Source organism: Halomonas rhizosphaerae (genome assembly GCF_030010555.1).
Taxonomy (GTDB): Bacteria; Pseudomonadota; Gammaproteobacteria; order Pseudomonadales; family Halomonadaceae; genus Halomonas; species Halomonas rhizosphaerae.
Genome location: NZ_JASCQP010000009.1, coordinates 1 through 16,500, shown reverse-complemented (window position 1 = coordinate 16,500; position 16,500 = coordinate 1). Strand labels below are relative to the sequence as shown.

The following is a 16,500-nucleotide window of genomic DNA, read 5'->3' as shown; positions in this document are numbered from 1 at the left end:
AGCATCCTGCCCTGGCCGGCACGGAAGTCGGCACGACTCATCACCACGATGTGCATCCCCGGGAGGACCCCGATGCGACAGTTCCTGTTTCCCCGCCGGCCGCTGGCCCGCACCACCCTGCTGACCTGCCACCTGCTGCTGCAGTTCGGTCTGCTGGCCGGCGCGGCCCTGTGGCTGGCCCCTCGCACGCCCTGGCTCGCTCCCGTCGACTGGGCCTCCGCCTGGCCCACCCTGGCCCTGGCCGGCGGGGCCTGGCTGCTCGCCGCCGTGGCCCTGCGCCTGCTCGCCGAGCTCTGGCTGCTGCCCCACCACCTGGGCGCCCAGCGCCCCGGTTTCGCCCCCGGCGCCGTGGTCACCCGTTCCTGGGAGCGACGCCCGGCGGTGCATGACCGCGAGGCCGCCTGGACCAGCGCGGCGAGCAGCGTCGCGCCCGAGGAGGAAAGCGTGCTGGGCAGCGCCCGGGTGATGCGCCCCGCCGAACGCCACCGCCCCCAGCGCACCGCCAGCGAGCCGACCCTGGACCTCGCGACCGACGGCCAGGCGGAGCCCGACACCAGCCGTGAGCCGCGCCTCTAGGGGCGCGGCACGCGCCGAGGCGGACGGCGCAGGCAGACCCGGCGGAAGGCATGGAGCAGGACTGCCGCCGAGGCGGCACCCAGGCCGTTGGCCAGGATGTCGGCCCAGTCACCGCCGCTGCGGCCGGGCACCGGGAGCTGGGCAAACTCGATGACGATGCCCAGCAGCAGCACGGCCAGGAAGGCCAGCGGCAGGCGCACACCGGCGAGCCCGACCAGGCCCGCCAGGCCGGCATAGCCGATGAAGTGGCTGGCCTTGTCCCAGGGCAGGGTGTCGGGCAACTCGCTGCCGGGCGTCAGGCTGCCCCAGGCGATCACCAGGGCCGCCAGGCAGGCCAGCACCGCCCAGCGACGGCGCCACCCTCTGTCCTCCCCGGCGGCCAGCCGGTCCAGCCAGTCAGCCATGAGGGATGTTGCGATGGTAAGCCGGGCTCAGGTCATGGAGGGCCTCCATGAAGGCCGTCACATGGTCCGGGTCGGTGAACTGGTTGATGCCGTGCCCCAGATTGAAGACATGGCCGGGCCCGTGGCCGAAGCTGTCCAGGGTGCGCGCCACCTCGGCACGGATCGCCGAGGGGCGGGCAAACAGCACGTGGGGGTCGAGGTTGCCCTGCAGGGCGACGCGATGGCCGACCCGGGCCCGGGCATCGGAGAGTTCGGTGGTCCAGTCCAGGCCGACGGCATCGGAGCCGGCCGCCGCGATGTCCTCGAGCCACTGGCCGCCGTTCTTGGTGAAGAGGATCACCGGCACTCGGCGTCCCTCGTGCTCTCGGATCAGGCCGGCGACGATCTGCTCCATGTAGCGCAGCGAGAACTCCAGGTAGGCCGGCGTGGAGAGCGCACCGCCCCAGGTATCGAAGACCTGGACCGCCTGGGCGCCGGCGCGGATCTGGGCGTTGAGGTAGTCGGTGACGGCATGGGCCAGGGTATCGAGCAGCCGATGCATGGTGTCCGGCGCATCGTAGAGCATCGTCTTGACGTGGCGGAAGTCCTTGCTGGAGGCGCCCTCCACCATGTAGGTGGCCAGCGTCCAGGGGCTGCCGGAGAAGCCGATCAGCGGCACCCGGCCGTTCAGCTCGCGGCGGATGGTCGAGACGGCCCGCATCACGTAGTCAAGGTCACGCTCGGCGTCCGGCGCCTGCAGGGCATCCACCTCGGCCGAGGTGCGCACCGGCTTGCGGAATTTCGGGCCCTCGCCGGTCTCGAAGTAGAGCCCCAACCCCATGGCATCGGGGATGGTCAGGATGTCCGAGAAGAGAATGGCCGCATCCAGCGGATAGCGCTCCAGCGGCTGCAGGGTGACCTCGCAGGCCAGCTCCTGGTTGCGGCACAGGTCCATGAAGCTGCCGGCATGGCCGCGCACCTCGCGATACTCCGGCAGGTAGCGGCCGGCCTGACGCATCATCCACACCGGGGTGCGGTCGACGGGTTGACGCGCCAGGGCGCGCAGAAAGCGGTCGTTCTTGAGTTCCATGCGGGCGCTCGTCCACGGAAAATGTGGGCGCCATTGTACCCCATCGAACGGCCCGGGGATGAGCCCCGTGACACAACGGTGAGCCGGCCAGGCCTTCCTGATAGAATGGCCCTCCACCCGTCGGCAACGCCGTGGTCTTCCACCGAGGTACATCGTGACGATTCGATTCATCGCCGCCTCCCGGCTCCCCACCCCCTGGGCCACCTTCACCATGCATGGCTTCGAGGACGATGCCACCGGCAAGGATCACATCGCCCTGACCCTGGGCGACGTGGCCGATGGCGAACCGGTGCTGGGACGGGTCCACTCCGAGTGCCTGACCGGCGATGCCCTCTTCTCCATGCGCTGCGACTGCGGCTTCCAGTTGCAGGAAGCGCTCAAGCGCATCGCCGAGGAAGGGCGGGGCGTGCTGCTCTACCTGCGCCAGGAAGGCCGCGGCATCGGCCTGCTCAACAAGATCCGTGCCTATCACCTCCAGGATGCCGGCGCCGACACCGTGGAAGCCAACGAGCAGCTGGGCTTCGCCGCCGACCTGCGCCGCTACGATCTCTGCGTGCCGATGCTCGACCATCTGGGGGTCAAGGCGCTGCGCCTGATGACCAACAACCCCCGCAAGGTCGACGCCCTGACCCAGGCCGGCGTGGTGGTCGTGGAACGCGTTCCGCTGACCACCGGTCTAAACCCGCATAACGAGCAGTACCTCACCACCAAGGCCGGCAAGCTGGGCCACATGATGGCGCTGGGCGACTTCACCCAGGCCAGCGACGTGGATATCGAGCGCAAGCCCTGAGCCACCGGGTCCCGGCATCGGGCTGGCTCCTCGACAGGAGGCTCCCCGATGACGCACCCCACCCGCGACGACGAGACACCCTTCACTAGCCTCGAGGAACTGGTGCACAGCATCAGCCATGGCATCGGCGCGGCGCTCAGCCTCGTGGGGGTCGTGGTGCTGCTCGTGCTGGCCAGTATGGCCACCCGGATCGATCCCTGGAAACTCGTCGGCATCGGCTTCTACGGATTCAGCCTTGTGCTGCTCTACACCGCCTCCACCCTCTACCACGGCGTCCGCCACCCGCGGCTGAAGGGCCTGTTCCAGTCGCTCGACCACTGCGCGATCTACCTGCTGATCGCCGGCACCTACACGCCTTTCCTGCTGGTCAACCTGCGCGGTCCGACCGGCTGGACGCTGTTCGCCACCGTCTGGTTCCTGGCCCTGGCCGGCATCGCCTGCAAGCTGGCCTGGCCGCACCGCTTCGCCGGGCTGCGGGTCGCCATCTACCTGGTGATGGGCTGGCTGGTCGTCTTCGCCGGCGACGAACTGGCGGCCCGCCTGTCCGATACCGGCCTCGCCCTGCTGGTCGCCGGCGGCGTCACCTACACCCTGGGCGTGGCCTTCTATGCCATCAGCGCCATCCCCTTCAATCACGCGATCTGGCACCTGTTCGTCATGGGCGGCAGCACCTGCCACTACTTCGCGGTCTACACCGCGGTGCTGCCCTTCGCGGCCTGAGCGTGCCTCACGCCGGTTCGGCCGCGGCACGCTCCCGGGCCACCGCCCTGGCCAGGGCCGGGCGGGAAGCGCAGCGCTGCCGGTAGGCCTCCAGCGCCGCCGGCAGGCGGGTCTTGAACTGCACCGCCCAGCTCAGGGTGTGCCCCAGCAGCAGGTCCGCCAGACTGAAGTGGTCGCCCACCAGCCAGCCCTCGCCCTCGAAGCGCCGCGCCAGGGCCTCGAGTGCCTGCTGGAACTCCCAGGCCGCGGTGGGCAACACCGCCGGCACACGCCGCCCCCGGGGCAGGGCGAACTTGTGCTTGGCCTGGGTCCAGAGCGCCTGCTCCAGCTCGCCCGTGGTGAAGAACAGCCACTGGTCGACCCGGGCGCGATCCTCGAGGGAGGCCGGCAGCAGGCCCCCCGGCTCGCCGTAGCGTTCCGCCAGGTAGCGGCAGATCGCCGCCGACTCGAACAGCGTCAGGTCGCCATCCACCAGCACCGGCACCTTGCCATCGGGATGGCGGTCGAGATGGGCGCCTTGCCGGGCCTCGCCGGCGGCCAGGTCCACGTGCTGGCAGGCGTAGTCGAGCCCCAGCTCCTCCAGGGTCCAGGCGACCCGCAGCGAACGGGAGGAGGGAAAGCTGTACAGGGTAATCATCGGGCGACTCCGTGGGCAGTCCATCGATCCCGATACGCTAGCGCAGCACGCCGCCGGTGGCGAGGCAGATGCCAGCACCGGGCATGGGATGCGGGCGGCTCGGGAGGGGGAGGGAAGCGGCCGCCTGGCCAGCGTCAGGCGGCGCGGGCCTTGCGGATGCGCTCGTAGGCGCTGCCGATCTCGCTGGTGCGCTCCTTGGCGACCTCGCGCATGCTCTCGGGCAGTCCCTTGGCGGCGAGCTTGTCGGGATGGTTCTCGCTCATCAGGCGGCGGTAGGCCTTCTTGATCTCGGCGTCGCTGGCATCCTGCTCGACGCCCAGCACACGGTAGGCATCCTCCAGCGACGGGCCCTGTTCGCCCGCCCCCCGGGGGCCGCCGCGCAGCATGGCCTCGATCTGGGCAATCTCGGCCTCGCTGCACCCCAGGCCCCGCACGACCCGCATCAGCATCTCGTGCTCGGCGGGGTGCAGCTCACCATCGGCGGCGACCGCGGCCAGCTGCACCTGCAGGAAGACCTGGCGCAGCGCGGGCTGGTGTGCCGCAATGCGGCGAATCCTGGCCAGCTCGGCGTCCAGGTCGAAGTCGGGGCTCTTGCCGCGGGTAAAGTCGGCGCGGGCCTGCGCGCGCTGGGCCTCGCTGAGCCGCAGCCGATCCCATAGCTTTCGTGAGGCTTCCAGCTCGTCCTCGGAGACCTGACCATCGGCCTTGCACAGGCACCCCATGACGGCGAAGGTCGATTCCAGGAATTGTGACTGGACGCCGACCAGCTTTTTCATCAGCCGATTTCGCAGGCCCTTGCCCAGCCCGTAGCCCAGGGCGCCACCTACCAGCAGGCCGATGGGGCCGCCGATGGCGAGCCCCAGCAGGGCACCGATCAGTATCAGGAACAGCATCGCAACCTCGTGAGAAAGACGTGACGTGTCAGGGCAGCCGGGCGCGGATCGAGGCCTCGATGCCGTCCGCGTCCAGGCCGCACTCGGCGAGCAGTTCGGCGGGCTTGCCGTGCTCGACGAAGGCATCGGGCAGCCCGAGGTTGAGCACTTCCACCTGGACTCCCTCGGCCATCAGTAGCTCGTTGACCGCACTGCCGGCACCTCCGGCGACCACGTTTTCCTCCAGGGTCACCAGCAGGTCGTGCTCGTCGGCCGCGGCCAGCACGGCGTCACGGTCCAGCGGCTTGATCGAGCGCATGTTGAGGTGGCTGGCGTCGAGGCGCTCGGCCACCTCCGCCGCCGGGCCGTTGAGGCTGCCGAAGGCCAGCAGGGCCACCCGCGTCGCGTTGCCGCTGCCACGACGCCGCCACTCGGCGCGGCCGATCGCGATCGGCTCGAGGTGGTCGGGTGTCGCGACGCCCGGGCCGGTGCCGCGCGGGTAGCGCACCGCGGCGGGGCCGGGATGGTGGTAGGCGGCACTGAGCATCGCCCGGCACTCGGCCTCATCGGCGGGAGCCAGCACCACCAGCCCCGGCACGCAGCGCAGGTAGGAGAGATCCAGGCTGCCGTGGTGGGTAGGGCCGTCCTCGCCCACCAGGCCGGCGCGGTCGATGGCGAAGGTGACATCGAGCGCCTGCACCGCCACGTCGTGGATCAGCTGGTCATAGCCGCGCTGCAGGAAGGTGGAGTAGATCGCCAGCACCGGTTTCATGGCCTCGCAGGCCAGGCCGGCGGCCAGGGTCACCGCATGCTGCTCGGCGATGGCCACGTCGAAGTAGCGCTCCGGGTACTCCTTCGAGAAGCGCACCAGGTCGGAGCCCTCGCGCATGGCCGGGGTGATGCCGACCAGGCGCTCGTCCACCGCCGCCATGTCGCACAGCCAGTTGCCGAAGACACGGCAGTACTTCTGCTTGCTGCTGGCCGGCGGGCTGGCCGGCTTGAGCGGCGGTGGCGTCTCGCCGTTCTTCTCCAGCTTGGTGATGGCGTGATAGCCGATAGGGTCGGCCTCGGCGGGCAGGAAGCCCTTGCCCTTGCAGGTCTTCACATGGAGGAACTGGGGCCCCTCCAGATCGCGCATGTTGCGCAGGGTCTGTACCAGCAGCGGCAGGTCGTGACCGTCGATGGGCCCGATGTAGTTGAAGCCCAGTTCCTCGAAGAGCGTGGCCGGGCTGATCATGCCCTTCATGTGCTCCTCGGTGCGGCGCGCCAGCTCCAGGGCCCCGGGCAGGTGGGAGAGCACCCGCTTGCCGCCCTCGCGCATGCTGGTGTAGGGCTTGCTGGTGAGGATGCGTGCCAGGTAGCTGGCCATGCCGCCGACGTTCTCGGAGATCGACATCTCGTTGTCGTTGAGCACCACCAGCAGGTTGGCATCCACGTGGCCGGCATGGGCCAGGGCCTCGAAGGCCATCCCGGCGGTCAGGGCACCGTCGCCGATCACCGCACAGACCCGGCGCTGCTCGCCGCGGGTGCGGGCGGCCAGGGCCATGCCCAGGGCGGCCGAGATCGAGGTGCTCGAATGGCCCACGCCGAAGGTGTCGTACTCCGACTCGGTCCGCCGCGGGAAGGCGGCGAGACCGCCATGCTGGCGGATGCCGGTCATCGCCTCACGACGCCCGGTAAGGATCTTGTGGGGATAGGCCTGATGGCCCACGTCCCATACCAGGCGATCGAAGGGGGTCTCCAGCGCCTGATGCAGGGCCACGGTGAGCTCCACCACGCCCAGGCCGGCACCGAAATGGCCGCCGGAGACGCCCACGCTGTAGAGCAGGTAGGCACGCAGCTCGTCGGCCACCTGGGCCAGCTGGCCGGCATTCATCGCGCGCAGCGCGGCCGGAGCGTCCAGGGTATCGAGCAGCGGCGTGGCCGGACGCTCGACGGGAATGTCATCGAACAGCTTCATGTGGGCCCTGTAGTGTCAATGGTCACGCTCGATCATGTAGCGGGCCAGGTCGGCCAGGGAAGTGGCGGCCTCGCCCAGCGGCGCCAGGGCCGCCACGGCCGTCTCGACCAGCTCGTCGGCCCGTCGGCGGGCGCCCTGGAGCCCCAGCAGGCTCGGGTAGGTGGGCTTGGCCCGGGCGGCGTCGGCCCCGGAGGTCTTGCCCAGGGTGGCGGTGTCGCCGGTCACGTCGAGGACGTCGTCGTGGATCTGGAAGGCCAGGCCGATGGCATCGGCATAGGCGTCCAGGGCGACCAGCCGAGGGTCGGCCTCGTCGACGGCGACCAGGCCGCCGAGGCGCACCGCGGCGCGGATCAGCGCGCCGGTCTTGAGGCCATGCATGGCCGCCAGGGCTGCCGCGTCGGGATGCCCGCCGACGGCGGCGAGGTCAAGCGCCTGGCCGGCCACCATGCCGTCTCGCCCGGCGGCCCCGGCCAGGCCGGCGACCAATGCCGGCAGCCGGGGGGGGGCGGCCCGCGCCAGCACCTCGAAGGCCAGGGCCTGCAGGGCGTCACCGGCGAGGATCGCGGTGGCCTCGTCATAGGCCCGGTGCACCGTGGGCTGGCCGCGGCGCAGGTCATCGTCGTCCATCGCCGGCAGGTCGTCGTGGACCAGCGAATAGGCGTGGACCAGCTCCAGCGCCATGGCCGGGGCATCCAGGTCGTCGTCCGCCGCCCCCAGGGCGCGACCGGCGGCATAGACCAGCACCGGCCGCAGCCGCTTGCCGCCCACCAGCAGGCCGTGGCGCATGGCCGCCTCGAGGCGCGGCGAGGGAGCCGAGCGCGCCGCGAAGAGCGCCTCGAGACGGGCATCGACCCGGGAACGATCCGCGATCAGTTGGCTTGCCAGGCGATCAGCGCTCACCATCGTCCTCCGCGGAGGGCGCGGCGAAGGGCTGCAGGTCAACGCCGCCGGCCTCGCCCTCGGTCAGGGTGCGCACCCTGAGCTCCGCCTCGTCGAGCCGACGCTGGGCGTCGCGGGTCAGGCGAACCCCCTGCTCGAAGGCGGCCAGCGACCCCTCCAGGGACAGCTCGCCGGACTCCAGTCGCTCGACGAGCTGCTCGAGCCGCTCGACGGTGGCGGCGAAGTCGGCCGGTGCCGGCTCGTCGCCGCTGCCTTGGCTGTGCTGTTCCGCCATCGCCTCTCTCGCTGGTGGCTGGTTCATGGGCGGACAGTATACACGCTCTCCCCGGGGGGTCGTCTGCCCCGGCCGGCCCCCGGACAACTTGCATGCCATTCATCCATGGCGCTTAGCATTTTCATCCTCGCTCATGGCGGCTGTGGTAAGCTATCGGCCCTGTTTCGAGCCTGCCCTTGGGCCCCAGGCTCTTCAGCATCTTCATGACACATGCATGCGGCGCGCGCCGACGAAGGGGTTGAATCGACCATGGCCAAAACGTCCCTGGACAAGAGCAAGATCAAGATCCTGCTGCTCGAGGGCGTCCACCAGAGCGCGGTGGACAACCTACTCAATGCCGGTTACACCAACATCGAGCACCTGCCGACCTCGCTGGACGAGGCGACGCTGATCGAGAGGATCCGCGACGTCCACTTCATCGGCATCCGCTCGCGCACCCAGCTCAACGAGCGCGTCTTCGACGCGGCCGAGAAGCTGGTGGCGGTGGGCTGCTTCTGCATCGGGACCAACCAGGTGGATCTCGATGCCGCCCTGGTGCGCGGCATCCCGGTCTTCAACGCCCCCTTCTCCAACACCCGCTCGGTGGCGGAGCTGGTGCTGGCCGAGGCGATCATGCTGCTGCGCGGCATCCCTGAGAAGAGCGCCCGCGCCCATCAGGGCGGCTGGCTGAAGTCGGCGAAGAACGCCCACGAGGCGCGCGGCAAGTCGCTGGGCATCATCGGCTATGGCAGCATCGGTTCGCAGCTTTCGGTGCTCGCCGAGTCGCTGGGCTTCGACGTCATCTACTACGATGTGGTGACCAAGCTGGCGATGGGCAACGCCCGCCAGGTGGCCAGCCTCGAGGAACTGCTGGCCCGCGCCGACGTGGTCAGCCTGCACGTGCCGGACCTGCCCTCCACCCGCTGGATGATCGGTGAGGCCGAGATCGCCCTGATGAAGCCGGGCGGCATCCTGATCAACGCCTCCCGCGGCAGCGTGGTGGTGATCGAGGCCCTGGCCGAGGCCCTGAAGGCCGGCCGCCTCAACGGCGCCGCCATCGACGTCTTCCCGGTGGAGCCCAAGGGCAATGACGAGGAGTTCGAGAGCCCGCTACGCGGCCTGGCCAACGTCATCCTCACCCCGCACATCGGCGGCTCCACCCTCGAGGCCCAGGAGAACATCGGCATCGAGGTCTCCGAGAAGCTGGTCACCTACTCCGACAACGGCACCACCGTCAGCTCGGTTAACTTCCCCGAGGTGGCCCTGCCGGCCCACCCGGGCAAGCACCGCCTGCTGCACATCCACGAGAACGTGCCCGGGGTCCTCTCAGAGATCAACCGCGTGCTCTCCGAGAACGACATCAACATCCTCGGCCAGTACCTGCAGACCAACGAGCGCATCGGCTACGTGGTCATCGACGTGGACAAGGCCTACGGCTCGCGGGCGCTGGAGGCCCTGCGCCAGGTGAAGCAGACCCTGCGCGTGCGGGTGCTCTACTCCGAGAGCCGCTACGCCGACTGACCCCGTCTCATTCCGGCAGACCGGAGCCGCCGCGTCGATGACGCGGCGGCTCTTTTTTCATGCATGGGGTGCCCGCAGCAGGCTTGCTTTCCTGCACGCCTTCCCCTCCTGACAAGACCATGCCAACCGGTCCGCTCTCGAGCGGAGGAGCGTTGAGTATCACGGTCTTGACAGTTGTCCCGAAGCCTCCCATTTTGTACACAATATATGCCGTGCATTGGCTGACACCGTAAGTACACACATGATGTCGAAGGCACCTGAACCAAGACGCCGCTGCCCGGCCATGCTTGGGTAACCCTTTGTCCATTCAGCGGCCGCTCGACGGCCCACCGGGAGGACAACATGCCCCAGCCCAACCCGACCCTGTGGATCCGCCGGCCGCTCGCCTGCAGCGATGCGCACGCCGCCGGCGGCGTGGTGATTCAGGGAGGACGTATCGTGGAAGCGGTGCCCGCTGGTGCCGCACCGACAACGCCGGTGGATGAGGTCTTCGACGCCTCGGCGCATGTGCTGTTACCGGGGCTGGTGAATACCCATCATCACTTCTACCAGACCCTGACCCGGGCCTACTCGCCGGCCCTGAACAAGGAACTCTTCCCCTGGCTGACGACCCTCTATGACGTCTGGGCCAACCTCACCGAGCGCCAGCTGGCACTCGCCAGCGAACTCGCCATGGTCGAGCTGCTGATGTCCGGCTGCACCACCGTGGCAGACCACCACTACGTCTTCTCCGGCGCGCTGGAGAGCGCCATCGACGTCCAGGTGGAGACCGCCCGCCGCCTCGGTGTGCGTGCCGCCCTGACCCGGGGTTCGATGAGCGTGGGCCGCGACGATGGCGGCCTGCCGCCCCAGTCGGTGGTGCAGGACGAGGCCACCATCCTCGACGAGAGCAGCCGGCTCATCGACGCCCACCACCAGCGTGGCGACGGCGCCATGACCACCATCGCCCTGGCCCCCTGCTCGCCTTTCTCGGTGAGCCGCGAGCTGATGCAGGAGAGCGCCCGACTGGCCGAGGAAAAGGACGTGCGCCTGCACACCCACCTGGCCGAGACCGAGGACGAGACGGCCTACTGCCAGCGGCTCTTCGGCATGCGCCCGCTGGACTACCTGGAGGCCACCGGCTGGCTGGGGCCGCGCACCTGGCTGGCCCATGGCATCCACTTCACCGACCCCGAAATCGCTCGCCTGGGGCAGGCCGGCACCGGCATCGCCCACTGCCCGTCGTCCAACATGGTGCTGGGCTCCGGCATGTGCCGCACCCTGGAGCTCGAGGCCGCCGGCTGCCCGGTGGGCCTGGCGGTGGACGGCTCGGCCTCCAATGATCACTCCAACCTGGCCGAGGAGATGCGCCAGGCCCTGCTGCTGGGCCGGCTGCGCTACTCGCCGAGCCGGGTGTCCCACGACGACGTGATCCGCTGGGCCACCCGCGGCTCGGCGGCCTGCCTGGGGCGCACCGACATCGGCGGGCTGGCGCCCGGCCAGCAGGCCGACCTGGCGCTGTTCCGGCTGGACGAGGCCCGCTTCTCCGGCGCCGAGAACCCGGTCGCGGCCCTGCTGCTGTGCGGAGCCCACCGCGCCGACCGGGTGATGGTCGCCGGGCGCTGGCGCCTGATCGATGGCCGGCCACGGGAGGTCGACCTCGATGCCCTGCTGGCCCGGCATGACCAGGCCGCCAGCGAGCTGCGTGGGTCGCTCTGATTCCCTTCCCGTTTCCCTCTGTTCTCAACCACCTCCAACAACGACAACAGGAGACACCCCATGACCACTGAGTCCAGCGCCGCAACCACGGAGCACCGGGTGCGCAGCACCCAGGACGTCGATGCCATGCCGCCCCTGGGGCGCGCCATCCCCCTGGGACTGCAGCACGTGCTGGCGATGTTCGTCGGCAACGTCACCGTGCCCATCATCATCGCCGGTGCCGCGGACCTTTCCGCGGAGCAGACCACCTTCATGATCCAGGCCGCCATGTTCGTGGCCGGGGTGGCGACCCTGGTGCAGTCCCTGGGGCTCGGTCCCATCGGGGCCCGCCTGCCCATCGTCATGGGCACCAGCTTCGGCTTCGTGCCGGTGCTGATCCCCATCGCCGTGGGCATGGGGCTGCCGGCGGCCCTGGGCGCGGCACTGTGCGGCGGGGTCGCCATGGCCCTGGTGGGGCTCTTCCTGCCCTGGTTCCGCTTCCTCTTCCCGCCGGTGGTCACCGGCACCTTCGTGATCATGCTCGGCACCCTGCTGATGCCGGTGGGCCTGGCCTATGTCGGCGGCGGCTTCGGCGCCGAGGATTTCGGGGCCTCGCACCACCTGCTGCTGGCGGGGCTGGTGCTGGTCATCACCCTGGGCCTGCACCAGTTCGGTCGCGGCATCTGGTCGGAGGCGGCCCCGCTGATCGGCCTGCTGGTCGGCTACGCCGCGGCCACGGCCTTCGGCCTGGTGGACTTCTCCGCCATCGGCGGCGCCGCCTGGCTCTCGCTGCCCACGCCGCTGGCCATCGGCCTGGAGTTCCACTGGGCCGCCGTGCTGCCGGTGGTGCTGCTGGCCGTGGTGACCTGCGCCGAGTCGATCGGTGACATCGCCGGCACCACCGCCGGGGGGCTGGATCGCGCGCCCACTCCGAAGGAGCTCTCCGGCGGGGTGATGGCCGACGGCCTGGCCAGCGTCTTCGCCGCCATCTTCAATGCCTTCCCCCAGATCAGCTTCAGCCAGAACGTCGGCATGGTGGCGCTGACCGGCGTGGTCAGCCGCTACGTGGTGGCCATCGGCGGCGGCTTCCTGGTCATCGCCGGCCTGCTGCCCAAGCTCGGCGCCATCGTCTCCAGCATCCCCAATGCGGTGCTCGGCGGGGCGGTGGTGATCATGTTCGGCATGATCGCCAGCGCCGGCATCAAGATGCTCTCCCACATCAGCTTCAACAAGCGCAACATGGTGATCATCGGGGTCTCGCTGTCGGCGGCCATCGGCCTGCCGGCCCAGGAGGGGCTCTACGCCGACCTCTCCGACAACCTCCAGGCGATCATCGAGTCGGGGCTGATTCCCGGCGCGCTCTGCGCCATCGTCCTCAACCTGATCCTGCCCCACGAGGAGCGTCCCTTCCGCAGCGACGTCTGAGGTCGACGAGCCCGTCCCGCCACCTCGTCGAGGCGGCGGGGCATCGTGCGCTGTGGGTCAGAAGCAGGTCTCGAGGACCTCGACCACCGCCAGCGACGCGTCGACCCGACACAGGCGCCGCCACTTGTCGAAGGTCAGGCAGGGATGGGAGATGCCGAAGGCGACGATGTCGCCCACACGCACGTCGCCTACACGCCTGTCGCCCGCCACCTCGGGCAGGCGCACGAAGGCGTGCTGGTCCATGAGCTTCTCCACCCGCCAGCCTTCGACCGACAATGTCCGGTCCGCCGTCCCGCCCTCGCGATAGCGGCGCAGCGCCAGCGGCAGGCGGTCGCCGCCGACATCGCGACGCCCCATGGCGACGATGGCCAGCCCCGGCTCCGGCAGCGACTGCACCTGGGCGACGACCTCCAGGGCCGGGCGCAGCCCCTCGCCGAGGGTCGGCCGACGCCCCAGCACCCGGGCCTGGGCCTCGCCGTAGAGCCCGTGGTCGTGTGTCACGTAGCAGCCGGGACGCATCACCCTTCGGACCCGGCCGTCCAGCCCGGCATCGCGGAAGGCCTCGGCGACGATGTCGTGCCAGGCGGACCCGGAGGCGGTGACCAGCGGCCGCGCCACCGCCAGTCGGCCGGCCCGCTGCAGGGCGGTGAGGGTGTCGACCAGGTCGGCCGCATAGGCCGCCACCGCCGCCTCCGGAGACGCCTCCGCCTCGGCCTGGACCAGGCCCTCGTAGCCCTCCACGCCGGACAGCTCGAGGCCGGCCGCTTCGTGGACCACGTCGGCCAGCGCCAGCACCTCCTCGCGGCCGCGACAGCCACAGCGCCCGCCCGGCACCCCCCGCTCGATCAGCACCGGCAGGCGCAGGCCACGCCCGGCGAAGAAGGCGTCCAGCTCACGGGCGTTGTCGGCGGAGTCCACCAGGCACCAGAGCTCGGCACCAGCCTCGAGCAGGTCCGCCACGATGGCCATGTTGGCCCGCCCCACCAGCTGGTTGGCCAGCAGCAGGCGCGTCGCGCCATGAGCGAAGGCGGCCCGGCACTGGGGAGCGGTGGCCAGGGTGATAGCCCAGGCGCCGCTTTCCAGCTGGCGGCGAAAGAGCGCCGGGGCCATGGTGGTCTTGCCATGGGGCGCCAGCAAGGCGCCGTGGTCGTCGCAGAAGGCCTGCATCCAGCCCAGGTTGTGGGCCAGCGATGCCTCGTGCAACACCGCCGCCGGCAGGCTCACGTCCGCCAGCAGGCGCAGGCCGGTCTCGGGCACCCCCTTGTGCTCTGTGCGGGTGGGGTCCGCCAGGAAGGCGGTGGACTCGGGGGAAACGTCGCTCATGGGCACTCCTCGCCAGGGACCGTCTTTGGTCGCAAGCCTAACGAAAGCGCTGCCCGGGGCGCTAGGCTGGAGGCTCTTCCTTCCACCGGAGTCCCCACGATGCAGGATGACAGCCCCCTGGTACGCCGCCACGATCTCGACGGCGTGACCACCCTGACGCTGAACCGGCCGACGCACTTCAACGCACTCTCCGAGGAGATGCTCGAGGCATTGGGCGGCGAGCTCGACCGCGTGGCCGACGACGCGCATGTGCGCTGCGTGGTGATCGCCGCCGAGGGCCGCGCCTTCTGTGCCGGTCACGACCTCAAGCAGATGCGTGCCAACCCCGACGAGGCCTACTACCAGCAGCTCTTCGCGCGCTGCGGGGCCCTGATGCAGGCCATCGTCGACCTGCCGGTGCCTGTGATCGCCCGGGTGCAGGGCATCGCCACGGCCGCGGGCTGCCAGCTGGTGGCCAGCTGTGACCTGGCCGTGGCGGCACGCTCGGCACGTTTCGCCGTCTCGGGCATCAATGCCGGGCTGTTCTGCTCCACCCCGGCGGTGGCACTCTCACGCAATGTCGGCCGCAAGCGAGCCATGGAGATGCTCTTCACCGGCGAGTTCATCGACGCCGACCAGGCCCGCGACTGGGGGCTGGTCAACCGGGTCGCCGACGACGAGGCCCTCGACGAGGCGGTGGGCGCGCTAACCGCCAGCATCTGCGCCAAGAGCGCGGTCGCGGTGCGCACCGGCAAGGCCATGTTCCACCGCCAGCTCGCCATGCCGCTGGACGAGGCGTACGCCTATGCCGGCGAGGTGATGGCCTGCAACATGATGGCCGAGGATGCGGGCGAGGGGATCGACGCCTTCATCGAGAAGCGCCCGCCCGAGTGGCGACATCGCTGAGATCGCGACGTCATCGCTGGATGGAAGCCATTTCCGCAACCGCGACAGCGCCCAGCTGACACGGTATCCTGTGGCCTCGAGAGAATGCGGCAGGAGGACAATCCGGGTGAGCGAAGGCAAGCGCAGGACAGCGGGACGGCCCGCCGGGTCGGGCAAGAGCACCAGCGGCCACAGCCAGTCGCTGGTGCGCGGGCTCAACCTGCTCGAGCGCCTGGCGGCCAGCCCCGGCGGCCTGGCCCTCTCCGAGGTGGCCGAGCAGGCGGAGCTCGCCCCCTCCACTACCCACCGGCTGCTGCAGGCCCTGCAGAGCCAGGGGTTCGTCGCCCAGGACAGCGAGCTCGGCGTGTGGAAGATCGACGTCAAGACCTTCCGCATCGGCAACAGCTTCCTCGAGGCCCGCGACTTCGTCGGCACCAGCCGCCCCTTCCTGCGTCGCCTCACCGTCCAGACCGGCGAGACGGCCAACCTCGGCGTGCGCGACGACGGCACCGCGGTCTTCCTGGCCCAGAGCGAGTCGCCGCAGATGATGCGCATGATCACCCGGCTCGGCTCCCGGGCCCCGCTTCACGCCTCGGGCGTCGGCAAGGCGCTGATGGCCTGGCTGCCGGACGACGAGTTCGAGCGCATCCTCGACGAGCGGGGCCTGGCGCGCGTCACCGAGAACACCCTGCATACCCCCGAGTCGCTGAGGGAGGGACTGGCCGAGATCCGCCGCCAGGGCTTCGCCTGCGATCGGGAGGAGCACGCCATCGGCCTGCAGTGCGTGGCCGCCTGCATCCACGACGAGCACGGCACCCCGCTGGCCGCCATCTCGGTCTCCGGCCCCAAGGCCCGCATCCCCGAGGCGCGGCTGGCCGAGCTGGGTGCCCTGGTGCGCGACACCGCCGCCGAGATCACCGCGCGGTTAGGCGGCAAGGTCCCGACGGCCTGACCGCCGCCCTGCCCCTGACCGACACGACAGCGCCCGGCCTTGTGAACTGCACCCCGAAAGTTGGACACCCAATTCAACCTTCGGGGTGTTTCTATGAGGAACCAGTACAGCGACCACTTTAAGTTGCAAGTGGTGCAGCAATACCTGGATGGGGATGTCGGCCTAGAAGTGGTCGCCCACCACTTTGGTCTGGACTATTCCATGGTCAGGCGATGGGTGGAGCAGTACCGGCAGCATGGGCCTTCAGGATTGTGCCAGACACGCCGTCACTACAGCCCAGCGTTCAAGCGCGAGGTGCTGGAAAGGATGTGGCGCGACGGCTTGTCGATCCGGCAGACCGAGGCCCTGTTTGATATCCGTGCCGCTGGCGCTATTGGCAGATGGGAGCGCCAGTACCATAGTGGTGGCCTAATCGCCTTGGAACCGAAACGTACGGGACGCCGCCCGATGCCCCAGAAGCCCCCATCTCCACCGCCCGAGCCTCCCTCCGATGGTGAGCGCTCCCATGAGGAGCTGCTCGAGGAGCTGGCATATCTGCGGGCGGAGAATGCCTATCT

General features: G+C 70.0%; 17 protein-coding genes. 9 read left to right on the top strand and 8 right to left on the bottom strand.

Annotated features, from left to right (window positions below; all coding sequences use genetic code 11):
- The first annotated feature begins 72 nt into the window (after window positions 1–72).
- Window positions 73–576, top strand: coding sequence for a hypothetical protein (locus tag QLQ83_RS02845; protein ID WP_282734058.1), 504 nt, complete (start codon window positions 73–75; stop codon window positions 574–576).
- On the opposite strand, the gene QLQ83_RS02840 is transcribed toward QLQ83_RS02845, so the two are convergent.
- Together QLQ83_RS02840 and hemE are read right to left on the bottom strand one after the other, a co-directional pair.
- Entirely contained in the window at window positions 573–980 is a 408-nt protein-coding gene (locus QLQ83_RS02840) for a VanZ family protein (RefSeq protein WP_282734057.1), read from the bottom strand. The genes QLQ83_RS02845 and QLQ83_RS02840 overlap by 4 nt on opposite strands.
- The gene (gene hemE / locus QLQ83_RS02835) at window positions 973–2,049 is read right to left on the bottom strand and encodes a uroporphyrinogen decarboxylase (protein ID WP_282734056.1); all 1,077 of its coding nucleotides are present in this window, start codon (window positions 2,047–2,049) and stop codon (window positions 973–975) included. Before hemE ends, QLQ83_RS02840 begins: the two co-directional genes overlap by 8 nt.
- Before the next feature lie 154 nt (window positions 2,050–2,203).
- Between hemE and ribA the strand changes: the two genes are divergently transcribed.
- Complete coding sequence (gene ribA, locus QLQ83_RS02830) at window positions 2,204–2,839, top strand: GTP cyclohydrolase II (RefSeq protein WP_282734055.1); 636 nt, start codon at window positions 2,204–2,206, stop codon at window positions 2,837–2,839.
- Between the two features lie 48 nt (window positions 2,840–2,887).
- Window positions 2,888–3,559: a PAQR family membrane homeostasis protein TrhA gene (gene trhA / locus QLQ83_RS02825; RefSeq protein WP_282734054.1), complete on the top strand. Its 672-nt coding sequence runs from the start codon at window positions 2,888–2,890 to the stop codon at window positions 3,557–3,559.
- A 7-nt stretch (window positions 3,560–3,566) separates the two neighbouring features.
- Here the strand turns inward: trhA and QLQ83_RS02820 are convergent, their stop codons facing one another.
- The 5 genes from QLQ83_RS02820 to QLQ83_RS02800 all read right to left on the bottom strand — a co-directional run bounded on the left by QLQ83_RS02820 (window position 3,567) and on the right by QLQ83_RS02800 (window position 8,202).
- The gene (locus QLQ83_RS02820; RefSeq protein ID WP_282734053.1) at window positions 3,567–4,196 is read right to left on the bottom strand and encodes a glutathione S-transferase family protein; all 630 of its coding nucleotides are present in this window, start codon (window positions 4,194–4,196) and stop codon (window positions 3,567–3,569) included.
- 134 nt (window positions 4,197–4,330) lie between these two features.
- The gene (gene djlA, locus QLQ83_RS02815) at window positions 4,331–5,089 is read right to left on the bottom strand and encodes a co-chaperone DjlA (protein ID WP_282734052.1); all 759 of its coding nucleotides are present in this window, start codon (window positions 5,087–5,089) and stop codon (window positions 4,331–4,333) included.
- 28 nt (window positions 5,090–5,117) lie between these two features.
- Window positions 5,118–7,028, bottom strand: a complete 1,911-nt coding sequence (gene dxs / locus QLQ83_RS02810) for a 1-deoxy-D-xylulose-5-phosphate synthase (RefSeq protein ID WP_282734051.1) — start codon at window positions 7,026–7,028, stop codon at window positions 5,118–5,120.
- Window positions 7,029–7,043: 15 nt separating this feature from the next.
- Entirely contained in the window at window positions 7,044–7,931 is an 888-nt protein-coding gene (locus QLQ83_RS02805) for a polyprenyl synthetase family protein (protein WP_282734050.1), read from the bottom strand.
- Entirely contained in the window at window positions 7,918–8,202 is a 285-nt protein-coding gene (locus tag QLQ83_RS02800; RefSeq protein ID WP_282734049.1) for an exodeoxyribonuclease VII small subunit, read from the bottom strand. Before QLQ83_RS02800 ends, QLQ83_RS02805 begins: the two co-directional genes overlap by 14 nt.
- A 249-nt stretch (window positions 8,203–8,451) precedes the next feature.
- On the opposite strand from QLQ83_RS02800, the gene serA reads away from it, so the two are divergent.
- The 3 genes from serA (at window position 8,452) to QLQ83_RS02785 (ending at window position 12,804) form a co-directional block, all read left to right on the top strand.
- Window positions 8,452–9,702 carry a phosphoglycerate dehydrogenase gene (gene serA, locus QLQ83_RS02795; protein WP_282734048.1) on the top strand — a complete coding sequence of 417 codons (1,251 nt, stop codon included), beginning with the start codon at window positions 8,452–8,454 and terminating at the stop codon, window positions 9,700–9,702.
- Window positions 9,703–10,044: 342 nt separating this feature from the next.
- Window positions 10,045–11,400, top strand: coding sequence for an 8-oxoguanine deaminase (locus QLQ83_RS02790; protein ID WP_282734047.1), 1,356 nt, complete (start codon window positions 10,045–10,047; stop codon window positions 11,398–11,400).
- 60 nt (window positions 11,401–11,460) lie between these two features.
- Entirely contained in the window at window positions 11,461–12,804 is a 1,344-nt protein-coding gene (locus QLQ83_RS02785) for a uracil-xanthine permease family protein (RefSeq protein WP_282734046.1), read from the top strand.
- 57 nt (window positions 12,805–12,861) lie between these two features.
- On the opposite strand, the gene QLQ83_RS02780 is transcribed toward QLQ83_RS02785, so the two are convergent.
- Window positions 12,862–14,127: an amino acid deaminase gene (locus tag QLQ83_RS02780; RefSeq protein ID WP_282734045.1), complete on the bottom strand. Its 1,266-nt coding sequence runs from the start codon at window positions 14,125–14,127 to the stop codon at window positions 12,862–12,864.
- Window positions 14,128–14,226: 99 nt separating this feature from the next.
- Here QLQ83_RS02780 and QLQ83_RS02775 point away from each other — a divergent pair, with 99 nt between their 5' ends.
- From QLQ83_RS02775 to QLQ83_RS02765, 3 genes are all read left to right on the top strand, one after another.
- Window positions 14,227–15,012, top strand: coding sequence for an enoyl-CoA hydratase (locus QLQ83_RS02775; RefSeq protein WP_282734044.1), 786 nt, complete (start codon window positions 14,227–14,229; stop codon window positions 15,010–15,012).
- A gap of 106 nt (window positions 15,013–15,118) precedes the next feature.
- Complete coding sequence (gene bhcR, locus QLQ83_RS02770) at window positions 15,119–15,943, top strand: HTH-type transcriptional regulator BhcR (RefSeq protein WP_282734043.1); 825 nt, start codon at window positions 15,119–15,121, stop codon at window positions 15,941–15,943.
- 93 nt (window positions 15,944–16,036) lie between these two features.
- Window positions 16,037–16,500: transposase (locus QLQ83_RS02765; protein ID WP_282733626.1), on the top strand; the 464-nt coding region annotated here is incomplete at its 3' end.

Coding starts and splice junctions, on each gene's coding strand:
- QLQ83_RS02845 (WP_282734058.1), top strand. CDS start 73: ATGCGACAGTTCCTGTTTCCCCGCCGGCCGCTGGCCCGCACCACCCTG.
- trhA (WP_282734054.1), top strand. CDS start 2,888: ATGACGCACCCCACCCGCGACGACGAGACACCCTTCACTAGCCTCGAG.
- QLQ83_RS02785 (WP_282734046.1), top strand. CDS start 11,461: ATGACCACTGAGTCCAGCGCCGCAACCACGGAGCACCGGGTGCGCAGC.
- dxs (WP_282734051.1), bottom strand. CDS start 7,028: ATGAAGCTGTTCGATGACATTCCCGTCGAGCGTCCGGCCACGCCGCTG.
- djlA (WP_282734052.1), bottom strand. CDS start 5,089: ATGCTGTTCCTGATACTGATCGGTGCCCTGCTGGGGCTCGCCATCGGC.
- QLQ83_RS02775 (WP_282734044.1), top strand. CDS start 14,227: ATGCAGGATGACAGCCCCCTGGTACGCCGCCACGATCTCGACGGCGTG.
- hemE (WP_282734056.1), bottom strand. CDS start 2,049: ATGGAACTCAAGAACGACCGCTTTCTGCGCGCCCTGGCGCGTCAACCC.
- QLQ83_RS02800 (WP_282734049.1), bottom strand. CDS start 8,202: ATGGCGGAACAGCACAGCCAAGGCAGCGGCGACGAGCCGGCACCGGCC.
- QLQ83_RS02790 (WP_282734047.1), top strand. CDS start 10,045: ATGCCCCAGCCCAACCCGACCCTGTGGATCCGCCGGCCGCTCGCCTGC.
- QLQ83_RS02820 (WP_282734053.1), bottom strand. CDS start 4,196: ATGATTACCCTGTACAGCTTTCCCTCCTCCCGTTCGCTGCGGGTCGCC.
- QLQ83_RS02840 (WP_282734057.1), bottom strand. CDS start 980: ATGGCTGACTGGCTGGACCGGCTGGCCGCCGGGGAGGACAGAGGGTGG.
- serA (WP_282734048.1), top strand. CDS start 8,452: ATGGCCAAAACGTCCCTGGACAAGAGCAAGATCAAGATCCTGCTGCTC.
- QLQ83_RS02780 (WP_282734045.1), bottom strand. CDS start 14,127: ATGAGCGACGTTTCCCCCGAGTCCACCGCCTTCCTGGCGGACCCCACC.
- QLQ83_RS02805 (WP_282734050.1), bottom strand. CDS start 7,931: ATGGTGAGCGCTGATCGCCTGGCAAGCCAACTGATCGCGGATCGTTCC.